This window comes from Hymenobacter sp. B81 (assembly GCF_044628455.1).
Lineage (GTDB): Bacteria > Bacteroidota > Bacteroidia > Cytophagales > Hymenobacteraceae > Solirubrum.
The window spans coordinates 1,008,550-1,022,344 of record NZ_JBIYZW010000002.1 but is presented as its reverse complement, the minus strand read 5'-3'; the positions used below and the strand labels follow the sequence as shown (position 1 = coordinate 1,022,344).

The window sequence follows — 13,795 nt, the reverse complement described above, 5'->3', positions numbered from 1 at the left end:
CGCCCCGCGCCGTGCCCTGCACGGGTGTGGGGCGACAGTTGTATTTTTCGGCCCGTCTTCCCTGCCTTCCCGCTGCCATGCCCGATTCCTACTCGCTTTCCGCCATTCAGAAAATTGCCGTCGTCGGCGCCGGTACCATGGGTGCGGGTATCGCGCAGCTGTGCGTGCAGGCCGGCTACCCCACCCAGCTGTTCGACCTGAACCAGGCCACCCTGCTGCGGGCCCGGCAGTCCATCGAAGCCGGCTTGGGCAAGCTGGAAGAAAAGGGCCGCCTGACGGCGGAAGAGCGCGCCGCCGCTCTCGGCCGCCTGCAAACCGTGAACGAGCTGGATGCGGTGTGCGCCGACCTCATCATCGAAGCCGTGGTGGAGCAGCTGCCCGTAAAGCACCAGCTGTTTGCCGACCTGGCGGCCTGTAATGGCCCGCGCACCATCCTGGCGTCGAACACCAGTACCTTTCCCATCACCCAGCTGGCCGCGCCGGTACGGCAGCCCGAGCGCGTGGTGGGCATGCACTTCTTCAACCCCGCCCCGCTTATGCCCCTGGTCGAGGTCATTTCAGGCGCCGCCACCGATCCTGCGGTGGCCGAAACCGTGCGGCAGCTGGCCCTGAAGCTGGGCAAGACGCCCGTGCTGGCCGCCGACGCGCCGGGCTTCATCGTGAACCGCGTGGCCCGGCACTACTACGTGGAGAGCCTGAAAGCCGTGGAAGAGCGCGTGGCCCCGCTGGAAGTGGTCGACGAGCTGCTGGAGGCCACGGGTTTCCGCATGGGCCCCTTCCGCCTCATGGACTTGATCGGCGTCGACACCAACTTCGCCGTCACCAGCTCCCTGTTCGCGGCCTTTCACTACGACGCCAAGTTCCGGCCAAGCCGCGTGCAGCAGCAACGGGTGGATGCCGGCCACCACGGCCGCAAAACCGGGCGGGGCTTCTATCAATACTAGCCGGCCCGAACGGAAAACCGCCCCTGCGGCGTTAAGCGTCGGAGCCCCACCTGCTATGAAGCCGTCACCCTTTTTTTCCTCGATCGTTGCGCGAGCCGGCCTGCTGGTAGTGTTGGCGGGCCTCGGCAGCTGCTCGTCCAGCTCCACGCCCGAGCCGCTCATTCCCTCAGCCATCGTCAACGAAGTGGTGTACCTCACCAACCAGGAAGCCGCCCCGCTGCGCTTCGACCGGGGCTATATCTACCTGAACGCCGGCGTGCGGGGCATCATCGTGGTGCGCCAGAACGCCCAGCAGTACCTAGCCTTCGAGCGCAACTGCCCCTACCAGCCCTACGACGACTGCGCCAAAGTCAGCATGGACCAATCGGGCTTGTACATGGTCGATTCCTGCTGCAGCTCCACGTTCGACCTCTATGGACAGACCACGGGAGGGCCGGCCCGGCGCCCTCTACGCCAGTACGTGACGGCCCTCAGTGGCAACCAGCTGAGCATCACCAACTAGTAGCGTCGGCATTTTTTTTTGCGGTAATAGTTTGCGGAATCAAGCCGAAGGCCTTAATATTGCACCCGCAACGGCAATCAACCGCCGCCATAACCGCTTCCTTAGCTCAGCCGGTTAGAGCATCTGACTGTTAATCAGAGGGTCCCTGGTTCGAGCCCAGGAGGGAGCGCAAAGAAGCCCGATAATAGACTGAAGTTCAGTTTGTTATCGGGCTTTCTCTTTGTTGGTGGTACAGCTCACGGGACAACGCTGACGAAATGCCCCAATAGCCAGTTGAGTGAGCAGCTTTAGAGCGGAATGATAATGGGCTGATGATTTGCTTGTGGAAGCAGCCCGTGCATGACCCAATCCGTCGGGAGCTTCATGTACCCCGTGGTCGTGCCGTCGCTGCACCCGTACCACTCGACCACCGCCACTTCTTCGTCCACGACGACCTGTACTTGGTTCTCCGGGTCCAGCAACACCCCGAAGATGGTCGCAGCGCCGACCGTGGTGCCCAGCAGCGTCTGAAGCCGTTCCGCTGGAGCAAACGACAACCGGGCGACGCCCAGAGCGCTGCTCGCGGCTTTCGTATCGAAGGGTTTGGCGGCCGCCGTGACCAGCAGGTAAAATGCGGTTTGCTGGCGGTTGCACAGCAACAGCGTTTTGACTATTTCGACCCGCAGTTGCTGGTTGATGAGCAGGCAGTCCGCCATCGAAATAGCTTCGTCCGTATCCACCCGCTCGAAGGGCACGCCAGCGGCCTGTAGGGTCGCGTACACCTGCGCCTGCAAGAGCGTAGTACAAGTAGCCGGAGCAGTCGTTTGAATGTCGCTGATGAAAAACATAGGTGACTTTAAGGAAGGAACGCGAAAGATTGCGCGGTTTACTCGCCGGCAGCGAGTTGAGCAGGATGCGGGGTAGTTTGCGTTGCTCCCACGCTCGCGGCCACGATGCAGGCCACTGCCAGCCACTGCCCCGTAGTTAGTTGCTCGCCCAGCAGCAGCCAGCCCGATAACGCCGCCGCAACGGGCTCCAGGCTCATCAGAATACTGAACGTGCGCGTGGACATGGTTTTGAGCGCGTGCAGCTCCAACGAGAACGGCAGCACGCTGGAAAACAGCGCCAACAAGGCCCCCAGCAGCAGCAGGTGGGGCGTCAGTAGTTGAAACCCACCACTGGCCACGCCAAACGGCAGCACCGGCACCAGGGCCACCAGCATACCAACGGCAACCCCTTGCTGACCTGGCAGCAGGGTGGCCGTGCGCCGGCTCAGCACGATGTAGGCTGCCCAGCACCCACCGGCCGCCAGCGCCAATCCGAGTCCCCACGGGTCGAGGCCCTGACCGCTCCACGGGGCAATCAGGCAAATGCCCGTGGCGGCGAGTACCGCCCACACTACATCCACCCAGCGGCGCGCTCCCGCCAGAGCCAAGCCCAACGGGCCGATGAACTCGACCGTGACGGCCAAGCCCAGCGGCACACGGGCTAGGGCCGAGTAGAACAGTAGGTTCATCAGCCCCAACGACAGGCCGTAGGGCACCACAGCACGCCACTGTGCCGGCTGCAACCGTCCCAGGCGTGGCCGAACCACCGCCAGCAATACCAGCACCGACACACCGATGCGCAGGCTCGTGGTGGTGGCGGCCCCCAACAATGGAAATAGCCCTTTGGCCAGAGCAGCGCCCGCCTGCACGCTCACGATAGAGAGCAGGACCGCTGGCAGCGCAGGCATACGGGTAGCTTTTGTCACAACACACGCTCCAAGGCCGGGAAGTGGGTAGCCCTGGGCAGTACAAAGTTCGGGGGCGGTGCGAGGCGAATACAGTACCAGTTTTACAACTTTGCACGGATACAGTTGGCCCGCCCATGAAGCCCGAATTGTTGTACGTCCGCATTGCCACGGCGCTAGAGCAGCAAATTCGGAGCGGCGTGCTACCGGCCGGCGCGAAGCTGCCCTCGTTGCGGGCGGTACAGCAGCTGCACGGCGTGAGCCTGAACACGGCCAAGCAAGCCTACCTGGAGCTGGAGCGCCATTTTCTCATCGAAGCCCGCCCGCAATCAGGGTTCTACGTGCGCCGGGCAGCAGCCCGTCCACTCGCGCTGCCGGCGCCCAGCGCCCCGCCAATCCAGGCCGCGCCCGAGCCGGTCGAGGCCCTGATTGCGCGCATGTACCGGACGCTGGAAGACCCCTCGCTGACGCAACTCTCGATGGCCGTACCGGATGCTGCACTGCTACCCGTAGCCAAGCTGCGCAAGAGCGTAGCCACGGCCCTCCGAACGGCGTCAGCCGGTGGCACGGGCTACGACACACTGGCCGGCAGCGAGCGGCTGCGCCAGCAGGTTGCCCGCTGGGCCTTCACCTGGAGCGGCACGTTGCAGCCCGACGACCTCGTAACCACGGCCGGCGCCATGAACGCGCTGACCTTCAGCTTGCAGGCCGTCACGCAGCCCGGTGACGTGGTGGCCGTGGAAAGCCCCGTGTACGTGTGGGCCTTGCAACTGATTCGCAGCTTGGGCTTGCAGGCGCTGGAGTTGCCGACGCACCCAGTTACGGGCATCGACTTGGACGCGCTGCGGCTGGCCCTACCCCGGATTCAGGCGTGCTTGCTCATCCCCAACTTCAGCAATCCGCTGGGCAGTTGCATGCCCGACGCCCACAAGCAAGCCGTGGTGCAGCTGCTGGCCAGCCGCGAGATTCCTCTCATCGAAGACGACGTGTACGGCGAACTGTACTATGGTGACCGACGCCCCCGCCCGTGCAAAGCCTTCGACGAACAGGGGCTGGTGCTCTGGTGCAGCTCCGTATCGAAAACAGTGGCCCCCGGCTACCGGGTGGGCTGGGTCGCGCCGGGCCGGTTCAAGGAGCAGGTGTTGCGGTGCAAACTGTTGCAGTCCCTAGCCGCGCCGTCGCTCCATCAGGAGGCCATTGCCGAATTTCTTGCGCATGGTCGATACGAGCAGCACCTGCGCGGCTTACGGCGGACGTTGCACGCTAACAGCCGCGCCTGCCAGCAGGTCCTGGCTACCCATTTTCCGGCAACTACCCGGGTCACCCGGCCCACGGGCGGCTTTACCCTCTGGGCTGAGCTGGACGAACGCGTGGACACTCAACGGCTGTTTGACGCGGCCCTACGCCAGCGTATCATTATCGCCCCGGGGCGTCTGTTCACCCAGCACGACCAGTTCAACAACTGTCTGCGCCTAAGCTACGGACTGCCGTGGAGCACGACCGTCGAGGACAAACTGCGGCGCCTTGGCCTTCTAGTACAAGAACAACTAGACGGCCACTCAGCCTAACGGCTCGACTGAGTTGCAGATCAACAGGGAATAGCTGATAATGTGCCGGGGGCTATGCGGTCGGATTGAAACGCAAAAGCCAGACCGGGTGGGGGCTTTCGTGGTGTGCTTAATTTTTTGGCACGCGCACATCTACGGACCAGCAACAGCCCCATAGATACGACTGTGAAAATACTCAACAACTTGCGGCACAGCATGGGCGAAAAACCTGCCTCACATGCAAGTGGAGGCCGTTTTTCGCCCATGTGGTAATTGTCAAGGGATTCCTCGTATTGTACTCAGCAATTCGATGTTTTTAGGCCGCCAAGGAATGGCGGCTCCCTTCATTCGCTTCGATTAAACCCCCTTCAGCAAACTCCCCTCCCTGAACGTCGAGGTCCAACTGATTACATGAGTGGCAAACAGTACCAGATTTGGGCCTTTCCGCCTCGCGGGTATCATCGGGGCTGAGCGCCTCCAGGTGCTCGGGCAGGAGCAAGTCGTAGGGGTGTGGCCCCGCTCGCTGCTCGGCTTGCTTCAACAGCTGCCGGAAGACCGCCCGGTTGCGCACGAAGGTGGACTTCGGTATGCCAGGCCGTACTTCCTCCCACCACTCGGGGCCTACGCCAGCTTTAAGTAGGGCGGCGTGGTTGAAGGGCAATCCGGCGTAGTCCATCGGGATTCGGCGGGTCGTAAGGCCCCACTGTTTGTGCAGGTGCCCCGCGACGGAAACCAGCACATCAGGGGCAGGCAGATCGGCCAAAGTCACTTCTTCGCGGCCCGTGAGCTGTTGCAGGTTGCGGGCGCGGGTGAATACCACCTCGAACCGCAACATATGGCGGTATCCCATCGGCAGCGGTATGCCTTGCTGAAAGGCGTATGCCCCCTTGTCGTAGTACTTCAGGTTGTAGGCCGAATGTAGGGCCACTAGCTCCAGCGGCCGGGTTACGCCGCGAGGCGGCTTTATAGCCCAAAACGGTTGGCCCTTGTGGTGGACGAGTGTGCCCAGGAATGCCTTAGGGGAAGTCGGTACGGCTAGATTGACCCCAGCTTCCAGCCGCCGTACCACCAGAACCTCGGGTGGTAGGCGGAGGGACGCAGCGAGGGCAGCGCAGGCCTCCGTCACCTCAGCCGCCGCAAACACGCCGTAGTTGGAACCTTGCGAGAAGGTGTGCAGGGAGCCCCGCACGCGGCCCCGGTACTGCCCGGGGCGGTAGTCAATGCGCAGGCCCCGATACTCTGCCCGGAGGCGGCCATGCTTGTCAAGTACGCCGTTGCAGTCTGCGAAGGCGGGCGAGTTCAGGAGTGCTTCCTCGAACTGGCTCAGGGGGTGGGGAAGGTCAAAGTCTAAATGCAGGTTGTCGTACACTTCATTGCGCCGAGAGGCGGTTTACCAAAGGCAGTTCTCACCCGCCCTGGTCCATAATGGCTGCCCCAGAGCGCCAACCCCGCGCAATGCAGAGCTGGCGCTCATCGGCAACCGCGTGGGCAGGTGCGCCTTCGGCGGGTGGTTGTGGCTGAACGGAATTAAGAGGCCTCCTCTACGGGAAGGTGTGCGAGCCAAGTGGGCAGCGTTGGCAGAACAGTCTGCACGGTAGCGCGGGCAGTTCGCTCGTTCGCTGGGCGACTGCGGCGGCGGTAGCGTTGGTCAACCACCACTACCAGCGCCCATCCAGGGCGTCCAGCAGCGGCCTTGCCCACCAATACAACGAGCGTTGGGCCTGACCCTTCTGCGTGTCGGTCGAGCTTATAATCGCCGACGAAAACGCCTTGTAGGGCCGGCATACCAGGGAGTTGCGGCATAGGCACAGAACGTAGGCCCGTAAGCAGTTCTTTTACGCCCTCCAAGGCCTTGCTTTGCAGTATAAGCTCACACTGCCCGGGCAGGGTGTAGCGAGGGTGTGGCGGGGCCAAATAGACGGTTTGCAAAGCCTTTACACCCGGAGCAGTAGGGTGACACTCCCGTATGAGTTCGTAGTGCTGATCCTTCTGGCCCAGTCCAGCCAAATAAGGGGTTTCCCAGTGCTCATAGAGCAGTACTGCTTGAGCTTTGCCGGGTTTGGTTAGCGGGGCAGCACGTTTGGATTTTGAGGCGCGAAGGACCGGGGAAGTTGCCGGGCGTTCGGGCGTTTGGCGCGGAGCGCGGAGCGGGTTGGTAGTGCTCATTGTCCTAGCCTTTGCGGTGCTGGTACTTGGTGTGCCGTTTGCCCGCCTCCAGAATGGCGGCGCGCTCGAAGTACACGCGGCGGCCGAGGCGCACGAAGGGAACAAGCCCCTTGTTTTTCCACTCCGAGAGGGTGGTTTTCGAGATTCCGAACTCGCGGCAGACATCGGGGATGGACATCAGCGCGTCGGACGCGGCCGGGGTGGCGGGTTGTGCGGCGGGAAGTAGTTCCGCCAGAAGGGAGCGAAGCAGGTCGCGGAAGGAGTCCGTCGAGTCTGCGAGCAAGATGAGGCTTTGGCCCTGAGGCATTAAAAGGGTTTAGATTGTCGCATTACCTACAGGGAGAAATTCCGCGAGGTTTGCTTTTACAATATTAGGGACCGTCTAGCGCCTATTTCTTTGATATTTGGCCCAAAACTGTCCTTACCCTTTTCAGGCTGTTACTACTTGATTGCCAGCGAGAAAATTTTCACCCCCCCCCGCCTACACCGCTACACGCAGAGCCGGGGCACTGCGCCGCTGCACGTATTCCTCGAACTCGTCCTGCACGACGGCGTCGGTAATCTTGACGTAGCGGTGCAGCATCTTGTAGTCCTTGTGGCCCGTGATGCGCATCACCGTCTCGGGCCGCATCCCGCCCTCCAGTGCGAGGGTGATGAACGTGCGGCGGGCCGTGTGGGTGCTAACTAGCTCCCACTTCGGGCTTTTGGTCGTCTGGCGCACCTTGCCCCGCAAATGGGTGGTCGCGGTGGGAGTGTTGATCTTCGCCAGCCGCGCAATCTGCTTCAGGTCGATGTTGGTCTTTTGGTTGCTTTTCACGGGCAGCGCCCGCGCCTCCGAGTGCCCGAGGTACTTGGCGATGATGGACTGCGCCAGCGGCGACAACGGCACCCGCAGCAGGTCGGCCGTTTTGAGGGTGGTCACCAGCAGGTGGTCGTCCTGAACTTGCTCGGGGCGCAGGTCTTTCACGTCGGAGAACCGCAGGCCCGTTTCGCACTCGAACAAGAAAACGTCGCGTGTCCGCTCAAGCCGGGGAAGGTAGTCGAGGTTGAGAGCCGCAATGGCGTGCTTTTCCCCCTCTGTCAGGTAAACTACGTCGGGCTCCAGCGCCTCCAGCTTGGTGAACTTCTTGAAATGCGTGTACTCGTGCAGCCCCTGCTCGAAGGTCGAGCCGAGGAACACCTTCAGGTTCTTGACGTGGTTGTTGATCGAGGTGTTAGACAACCCGGCCGTCTTGAGCAAGTAGGTCTTGAACGCCTCGCAGAACGTCTTATCCATCGTGGCAAACTCCAGCCGCATCCGGCGCAGCTTCACGTAGTCCGCTACGTGCTTCTGGAGGGTTAGGTAGCCCTTGATGGTATTCTTCGCCCGGTCCCGCTCACTGGCCTTAATCCACTCTGCCATGTACTCCAGCACACCAGCGGCCTGATTCTGCTGCGGGCCATTCAGTACCCGCGCCACTACTTGCCGCAGGTCGTCCGGCGCCACCATCTGGCCCTTTGCCGTCAGGCGCATGTAGGCCGTGTCCAGCTCCTCGGTGAGCTTCTTAAGGAGCGCGTTGGCCTCGGGGTGGTCGGGAAAGTTGCGGCGGAACTTTTGCCCCTTCGGGTCCCATTGGGTCGGCGCTACCGTGAGCGGGGTGTAAATTTTCTTGCGCTGGCCTTGCAGGTAGCAGGCGGCGTAGATGGCCGTTTCGGGGGCTTTACTATCGGTCAGGTAGTACTTGGTGCGAAGCATATCAAGCTCTTGAAGGGGGTTATCAAAGGTAGCCCCACCCACATCATGGGACAATTCACGGGACAAAATTTTTGAACTTACCCGTTTTCATCCTTTTCTGACTGTACTCAAAAGGCTATATAATCGCCGTTTAATGGCCATTTAGGCAAGGAGGCGATAGGACAGGAACAAAAGGTTCGACTCCAGGAGGGAGCGCACAAACAAAAAGCCCCGCCGTACCATACCGGCGGGGCTTTTTGTTTGGCCAGCCCTCTGCTGGGGTCATTTAACCTTTTGCTGCGGGGGCGAGTATGTAGCAGCACGATCCTATGCAAAGGTCGGCTCCCTGCACCTTTACGCCCCTCCGTCATGAAACAATCGACCGCCTGGCTGCCGCTGATACTCTGCCTGCTGTTGCTGCCCCTCACGGGCTGCGACGTAATAGGAGGCATTTTCAAGGCCGGCGCCTATACCGGCATTATTGCCGTGGTACTGCTGCTGCTGCTCGTCTGGTGGCTGCTCAGCCGCTTCCGCCGCCGCGGCTAGCCGTTGCCGGTAAACCCGAAAACGCCCGCGCCCGTCGTGACAGCACGACGGGCGCGGGCGTTTTCGGGTTTGCTCTACTTACTTGGTAGCAGGCTTGCGGTCGGGCATGGTCCCCACGATGTGGTCCCAGATGGTGGTACTTACGCCGAAGGCCACTTCATCCTGCCGGTAGTGGTGCATGGCGTGGTGGTGCCACCAGAACTTCAGGAAGTTTTTCGGCGGGGCGTACACGTGAATGGCGTAATGCACGAACAGGTAGAGCGCGTAGCCGAACACAAAGCCGGCCAGCACCCCGAAGCCGGCATTGCCAAACACGAAGCGGAAGATGAAAAACAGCAGCGAGGTCACAAACACCGTCAGGATGGGCGGCATGGCCAGGCGGGTCTTGTCCTTGGGAAACTCGTGGTGTACGCCGTGCATGGTGTACTGAAACTTGGCCTTGCGCGGCGAATCGGCCTTCATGTGGTACAGGAAGCGGTGCATGAGGTACTCGACCAGCGTAAAGCCAAACCACCCGGCCAGAAACAGGCCGAAGGCTGACAGACCCGTGAGCAGCCCCTGGCTGAGACCGTAGTACAGGCTCACGGCAGCTACGCCGAAGAAGATGCTCAGCGGCGCCGCAATGTGCGTGTGCGTCATGCGCTCAAGCAGGGGATTCTCGAACAGACGCGCCGAACCCTTGTGCTTGGGCTTGTGCAGTTGACCCGATGCGGGAGAGCTAACGTGTGATTCCATATCGAAAAAAAGACAACTGGTTGGCGCAAAAATAGCCACTACCGCCTAAACCACCCCGCCCAACAACTCAGCCAGTGGTCCGGTAGCGGCCAATCAGCGCGGCCACGGCCTCGGGCGTGCAGCCGGCAGCCGTACAGCGGAGCTTGGCTGCAGCATAAAACTGCCGACGGGCCTCGATGGTTGCGCAGAGCCGCAATTCGAGCGCCGCCGGGCTGGGCAGGCTGGCCAGCAGGGGCCGCTGCTGAGCGCCGGCCATTAGCCGCCGTACCAGCTCCTCCACCGGCACGTCGAGCCAAAGCGTGAGGCCGGTCTGGTTCAGGAAATCGGCGTTCTGGGCGAAGCAGGGGGTGCCTCCGCCGGTAGCCAGCACCATGCGCGGCTGCTCGGCTACCACCGCGCGTAGCACCTGGGCCTCCAGTTCCCGGAACCCGGCCTCCCCCCGCTGCTCAAACAGTTCCGGCACGGTCTGGCCGCTGCGCCGCACAATCTCCTCGTCCAGGTCGCGGAAGGGCAGTTCGAACCGCACCGCCAACGCCCGGCCCAGCGTGGTTTTGCCCGCACCGGGCATGCCTACCAGGTGCAGGCGAAAAACGGAATCCCGGGGAATGTGAGCAAGCATATCCGAAAGAATAATGGCGGTAACCGAGTCGTGGCGGTTGGCTGGCAACCGTCTGCGCGCACCAAACGAAAGTCAATCGGTCTTTCGTGAACTTGAATGCGGTTGGGGTAAAGGAGTAATTCCCGCGCGGCAGCCCTGGTCGGGCTACGACAATTTCACGCGGGGGTCGAGCACGGCGTAGAGCACGTCGACGGCGATGTTGATGACCACGAACAGGAAGGCTACGAACAGCGTGGCGCCCATCACCACGGGAAAGTCGAGGTTTTCCACCGCCCGCAGCGTCACGGTGCCCAGGCCCTTCCAGTTGAAGATGTACTCGATGAAAAAAGCGCCGGCCATAAGCGAGGCCAGCCAGCCCGACACGGCCGTTACCACCGGGTTGAGCGCGTTCTGCAGGGCATGGCGCAGCACCGTGCGGCGGTACGACAGCCCCTTGGCCCGGGCCGTGCGGATGAAATCCTGGCTAAGCACTTCCAGCATCGACGAGCGGGTGAGCTGCACAATCACGGCCAACGGCCGAATGCCGAGGGCAAAGGCGGGCAGCAGCAGGTTGCGCAGCACCAGGTGGGGTTGGGCACTGAAAGCGTCGGTTTCGTAGAGCTGCCCCGTGAGGTTCAGCCCGGTCCAGTGGCTCCAGTAGAAGCCGAAGGTCATGGCAATGAGGATGCCGGCCACGAACGAGGGCACCGAAATGCCCAGCACCGAGCCCGTCACCAGGGTACGGTCGACCCAGGTGTGGGCGCGCAGGGCCGCCACGATGCCCAGGGCAATGCCCACCCCCGCGGCCAGTAGCATGGCCGCCAGCGCCAGCCACAGCGTGCCGGTAAAGTGGTCGAGCAGGATGTCGAGCACGTCCTTGTTCGACTGAAACGAGCGACGCAGGTAGGGCGTCTTCAGCACCACGGCCTGCTCCGGGCCCAGCGGCAGCAAGGTCAGGCCGCCGTAGCGGGCGCGACTGGCCGAGTCGCGCGGGTGCACGCCCAGGGGCGACACGTCGTTGAGGTAGCCGGCCAGCTGCGCGGGCACGGGCCGGTCGAGGCCCAGGTCGGCGGCAATGGCGGCGCGGGTGGCCACGTCGCTGCGCTGCCCGGCCAGCAGGGCCACCGGGTCGCCGGGCAGCACCTGAAACAGCACGAACACGGTGAAGGCCACGCCCGCCAGAATCAGCAGCCCGTGCAGCAGACGACGCAGGATGAACGCGAGCATGGGATAGTTGTCAGTTGAGGGTTGTCTGTTGTCCGTTCGTTCAGGCGCAACGCGCCGAGCACCAGCCCAGGCAAACTACATCGGTGCCGACGCTCTAGCCAGCCTGCCGCCCCCGTACGCTTGGCACTGACAGCTGGCAGCTGATAACGGACAACTGTCTTACAGCGCCTCTTCCAGCTTGGCGCGGTCGGGAATGTCGTGGTAGTGGTACTTGCCCTTCACCACGCCGTCCTGCAGCAGTATGAAGCCGGGGTTGGAGCGGATCATGGACTTGAGCACGGTGGCGTCGGCGAAGTAGTACTTGCCCGCCAGGTTCACCTCGTGGCGGAACACGTCGAACTCCTGGGGGCTGCTGCTGGTGATGATAACCGGCGTGATGCGCTTCTGCGACGAGTCGATGGACGCCAGCAGGCCGTTGATGAGGGTGAACCGGTCGCGGTCGGCCTTTTCCACGTTCTGAATGATGAGCAGCAGCTTGTTGCCCTGCAACACTTCCTGGGTCATGTCCGCGTCGTCGGCGCCCCAAACCTTGAAGTCCACGATTTTGGGGCCGGCCTCGGGGTTGAGCGGCACCATCTGCTTGAACTTCCAGAGCGTGTCGGTGGGGTATTCCTCAAACTCCTGGGTCTGGCCGCCCTTCTCCATTACGTACTTGTAGCGCAGCGGCTCCGAGGGCTTCATGAGCTTACCGATGTCGTTGCCCACCTTGTAGGGCAGGAAGTCGAAGTAAGGCAGGTGGCCCAGCGCGTACACGCCGATGCCCACGGCCACGGCCCCGGCAAAGGTGATGTACATAGTGCCCAGCGTGCCCTTGGCAAACACCCGCCGCAGGTAGCGCTGATTAAAGAACACCACCAGCCACAAACCCAGCAGCACCAGGTCCTTGCTAAACGACTGCCAGGGCGTGAGCTTGATGAAGTCGCCAAAGCAGCCGCAGTCGGTGACCTTATTGAAGAAGGCCGAGTAAAACGTGAGGAAGGTGAAGAACACCAGCAGCACCAGCAGGGCGCGCAGCGTGAAGCGCAGCTGCCAGCGCAGCAGCAGGGCCACGCCCAGCACCACTTCCAGCGAGCTGATGACGATGCTCATCAGGCGGGCCTGGGGAATGAAGACCTTGAAGAACGAGCCGAAGTCCCGGCTGAACACGTCGAAGTACTCCTCCAGCTTCAGCGCGGTGCCAATGGGGTCGTTGAGCTTGATCAGCCCCGAGAAGATGAACAACGCACCGAGCAGAAACCAGCAAATTCGGACAAACAGGCGCATGAAGAAGAGGTGTAGGGGCACGCGTAGCGCGCCCGCCGTTGAGCAGTTAGCGTGGCAATACGCAAAGAACGTCAGACGAAGTGAAAGCCCCGCAGTATTGGGCGCGCCGGCCCGTATTTCAGGCTGGTTTCACGCCGGGGCCGGCCAGCGGGTGGCCCCGGCCTACTGCGGGTCGGCCGCGCCGCGCAGAATCAGGGCAAACACGGCGTAGTTGAGCATGTCGCGGTAGTTGGCCTCCACGCCCTCCGAAGCCAGGGTTCGGCCCTGCAGGTCCTCGATCTGCTTGGTGCGGTGCAGCTTCATCAGAATGATGTCGGTGATGCTGGCCACGCGCATCTGCCGCCAGGCCTCGCCGTAGTCGTGGTTTTTGGCGAACAGCAGCCGGCGGTTGGCCTCCACCTCCTCGTCGTAGGCGGCGGCCACGGCCGCGGGGTCCAGGTCCAGGGGCGCGGCGGCCGGCAGGCGCAGCTGCATCAGGGCAATGAGGCAGTAGTTGACGATGGCCACGAACTCGTCGTCGATGGGGTCTTCGACCAGTTGGGCACCCTTCTCCTGGATGGAGCGGATGCGCTGGGCCTTGATGAAGATCTGGTCGGTGATGCTGGGCAGGCGCAGAATCCGCCAGGCCGTGCCGTAGTCGTGCGTCTTGGCCAGAAACAGGGCCCGGCAGCGCGCAATGACGCTATCGTATTGGGCCTGGGTTTGGTCGTTCAAGGGCAAAAAGCTATTTTTAAGACAGTGCTTGGTGCTTAGTACCTAGTGCTTAGCACCTTACCGAAAAGCGTCTTTCACTTTGACCCGTTTCGCCGCGTACTAAGTACCGAGCCTGGAACTTCAGGTGC

General features: G+C 62.3%; 14 protein-coding genes and 1 tRNA gene. 5 read left to right on the top strand and 10 right to left on the bottom strand.

Annotation, left to right across the window (positions count from 1 at the left end; genetic code table 11):
• Window positions 1–77: 77 nt before the first annotated feature.
• From ACE191_RS15510 to ACE191_RS15500, 3 genes are all read left to right on the top strand, one after another.
• Entirely contained in the window at window positions 78–944 is an 867-nt protein-coding gene (locus ACE191_RS15510; RefSeq protein ID WP_400193148.1) for a 3-hydroxyacyl-CoA dehydrogenase family protein, read from the top strand.
• A 55-nt stretch (window positions 945–999) separates the two neighbouring features.
• Window positions 1,000–1,446 (top strand): hypothetical protein, encoded by a 447-nt coding sequence (locus tag ACE191_RS15505; protein ID WP_400193147.1) that lies wholly within the window; start codon window positions 1,000–1,002, stop codon window positions 1,444–1,446.
• Between the two features lie 95 nt (window positions 1,447–1,541).
• A tRNA-Asn gene (locus ACE191_RS15500) sits at window positions 1,542–1,615 on the top strand.
• A gap of 118 nt (window positions 1,616–1,733) precedes the next feature.
• Here ACE191_RS15500 and ACE191_RS15495 read toward each other — a convergent pair.
• Both ACE191_RS15495 and ACE191_RS15490 read right to left on the bottom strand, forming a co-directional pair.
• Window positions 1,734–2,273 carry a YbaK/EbsC family protein gene (locus ACE191_RS15495; RefSeq protein ID WP_400193146.1) on the bottom strand — a complete coding sequence of 180 codons (540 nt, stop codon included), beginning with the start codon at window positions 2,271–2,273 and terminating at the stop codon, window positions 1,734–1,736.
• A gap of 38 nt (window positions 2,274–2,311) precedes the next feature.
• Complete coding sequence (locus ACE191_RS15490) at window positions 2,312–3,082, bottom strand: EamA family transporter (protein ID WP_400193145.1); 771 nt, start codon at window positions 3,080–3,082, stop codon at window positions 2,312–2,314.
• A gap of 212 nt (window positions 3,083–3,294) precedes the next feature.
• Here ACE191_RS15490 and ACE191_RS15485 point away from each other — a divergent pair, with 212 nt between their 5' ends.
• Window positions 3,295–4,725, top strand: a complete 1,431-nt coding sequence (locus ACE191_RS15485) for a PLP-dependent aminotransferase family protein (protein WP_400193144.1) — start codon at window positions 3,295–3,297, stop codon at window positions 4,723–4,725.
• 295 nt (window positions 4,726–5,020) lie between these two features.
• Here ACE191_RS15485 and ACE191_RS15480 read toward each other — a convergent pair whose 3' ends face one another.
• From ACE191_RS15480 to ACE191_RS15470, 3 genes are all read right to left on the bottom strand, one after another.
• Window positions 5,021–6,073: a hypothetical protein gene (locus ACE191_RS15480; protein ID WP_400193143.1), complete on the bottom strand. Its 1,053-nt coding sequence runs from the start codon at window positions 6,071–6,073 to the stop codon at window positions 5,021–5,023.
• Window positions 6,074–6,874: 801 nt separating this feature from the next.
• Window positions 6,875–7,048, bottom strand: coding sequence for a helix-turn-helix domain-containing protein (locus ACE191_RS15475; protein WP_400193142.1), 174 nt, complete (start codon window positions 7,046–7,048; stop codon window positions 6,875–6,877).
• Between the two features lie 303 nt (window positions 7,049–7,351).
• Complete coding sequence (locus tag ACE191_RS15470; protein WP_400193141.1) at window positions 7,352–8,605, bottom strand: site-specific integrase; 1,254 nt, start codon at window positions 8,603–8,605, stop codon at window positions 7,352–7,354.
• A gap of 348 nt (window positions 8,606–8,953) precedes the next feature.
• On the opposite strand from ACE191_RS15470, the gene ACE191_RS15465 reads away from it, so the two are divergent.
• Entirely contained in the window at window positions 8,954–9,130 is a 177-nt protein-coding gene (locus tag ACE191_RS15465; RefSeq protein ID WP_400193140.1) for a hypothetical protein, read from the top strand.
• 78 nt (window positions 9,131–9,208) lie between these two features.
• Here ACE191_RS15465 and ACE191_RS15460 read toward each other — a convergent pair whose 3' ends face one another.
• The 5 genes from ACE191_RS15460 to ACE191_RS15440 form a co-directional block, all read right to left on the bottom strand.
• Complete coding sequence (locus tag ACE191_RS15460; protein ID WP_400193139.1) at window positions 9,209–9,865, bottom strand: sterol desaturase family protein; 657 nt, start codon at window positions 9,863–9,865, stop codon at window positions 9,209–9,211.
• A 67-nt stretch (window positions 9,866–9,932) separates the two neighbouring features.
• Window positions 9,933–10,484: a shikimate kinase gene (locus tag ACE191_RS15455; protein ID WP_400193138.1), complete on the bottom strand. Its 552-nt coding sequence runs from the start codon at window positions 10,482–10,484 to the stop codon at window positions 9,933–9,935.
• A 144-nt stretch (window positions 10,485–10,628) separates the two neighbouring features.
• Window positions 10,629–11,690, bottom strand: coding sequence for an ABC transporter permease (locus tag ACE191_RS15450; protein ID WP_400193137.1), 1,062 nt, complete (start codon window positions 11,688–11,690; stop codon window positions 10,629–10,631).
• A gap of 159 nt (window positions 11,691–11,849) precedes the next feature.
• Complete coding sequence (locus tag ACE191_RS15445) at window positions 11,850–12,953, bottom strand: BT_3928 family protein (RefSeq protein WP_400193136.1); 1,104 nt, start codon at window positions 12,951–12,953, stop codon at window positions 11,850–11,852.
• 162 nt (window positions 12,954–13,115) lie between these two features.
• The gene (locus ACE191_RS15440; RefSeq protein WP_400193135.1) at window positions 13,116–13,667 is read right to left on the bottom strand and encodes a DUF1599 domain-containing protein; all 552 of its coding nucleotides are present in this window, start codon (window positions 13,665–13,667) and stop codon (window positions 13,116–13,118) included.
• Window positions 13,668–13,795 lie beyond the last annotated feature (128 nt).

Bases quoted from the DNA above. Each gene is read 5' to 3' on its own strand.
- ACE191_RS15510 (WP_400193148.1), top strand. From the start codon at position 78: ATGCCCGATTCCTACTCGCTTTCCGCCATTCAGAAAATTGCCGTCGTC.
- ACE191_RS15505 (WP_400193147.1), top strand. From the start codon at position 1,000: ATGAAGCCGTCACCCTTTTTTTCCTCGATCGTTGCGCGAGCCGGCCTG.
- ACE191_RS15495 (WP_400193146.1), bottom strand. From the start codon at position 2,273: ATGTTTTTCATCAGCGACATTCAAACGACTGCTCCGGCTACTTGTACT.
- ACE191_RS15485 (WP_400193144.1), top strand. From the start codon at position 3,295: ATGAAGCCCGAATTGTTGTACGTCCGCATTGCCACGGCGCTAGAGCAG.
- ACE191_RS15475 (WP_400193142.1), bottom strand. From the start codon at position 7,048: ATGTCCATCCCCGATGTCTGCCGCGAGTTCGGAATCTCGAAAACCACC.
- ACE191_RS15470 (WP_400193141.1), bottom strand. From the start codon at position 8,605: ATGCTTCGCACCAAGTACTACCTGACCGATAGTAAAGCCCCCGAAACG.
- ACE191_RS15465 (WP_400193140.1), top strand. From the start codon at position 8,954: ATGAAACAATCGACCGCCTGGCTGCCGCTGATACTCTGCCTGCTGTTG.
- ACE191_RS15460 (WP_400193139.1), bottom strand. From the start codon at position 9,865: ATGGAATCACACGTTAGCTCTCCCGCATCGGGTCAACTGCACAAGCCC.
- ACE191_RS15455 (WP_400193138.1), bottom strand. From the start codon at position 10,484: ATGCTTGCTCACATTCCCCGGGATTCCGTTTTTCGCCTGCACCTGGTA.
- ACE191_RS15450 (WP_400193137.1), bottom strand. From the start codon at position 11,690: ATGCTCGCGTTCATCCTGCGTCGTCTGCTGCACGGGCTGCTGATTCTG.
- ACE191_RS15445 (WP_400193136.1), bottom strand. From the start codon at position 12,953: ATGCGCCTGTTTGTCCGAATTTGCTGGTTTCTGCTCGGTGCGTTGTTC.